The following is a 346-nucleotide window of genomic DNA, read 5'->3' as shown; positions in this document are numbered from 1 at the left end:
AAAACCCCTCCGGGTCACCAACCCCACCCGGATACCGACACCCCATCCCCACAATCGCCACCGGCTCATCGACACCCACACCGACCGCCACCGGCGCGAGGACGTCGGTCTGCTCACCGAGCAGTTCGGTCAGCAGATACCGGGCCAACACCACCGCACTGGGATAGTCGAAGACCAGCGTGGCCGGCAACGACAGCCCGGTGGCGGTAGCCAGCCGGTTACGTAGTTCCACCGCGGTCAACGAGTCGAAGCCGAGCTCGCGGAACGCGCTGTCCGGATCGATCGTCGCTGGGCCGGCATGGCCGAGCACGACCGCGGCCTGAGCCCGCACCAGCTCCAGGACTGT

General features: G+C 67.6%; 1 protein-coding gene. It reads right to left on the bottom strand.

Going from position 1 to position 346, the window contains the following annotated elements; translation table 11 throughout:
• On the bottom strand, positions 1-346 hold a 346-nt coding region (locus tag ACLQ22_RS31965; RefSeq protein WP_425695597.1), incomplete at both ends, for a phosphopantetheine-binding protein.

This window comes from Micromonospora sp. DT178 (assembly GCF_049841695.1).
Classification (GTDB): Bacteria; Actinomycetota; Actinomycetes; order Mycobacteriales; family Micromonosporaceae; genus Micromonospora.
The sequence above is the reverse complement of the archived record's forward strand: the minus strand, read 5'-3'. Positions and strand labels throughout refer to the sequence as shown.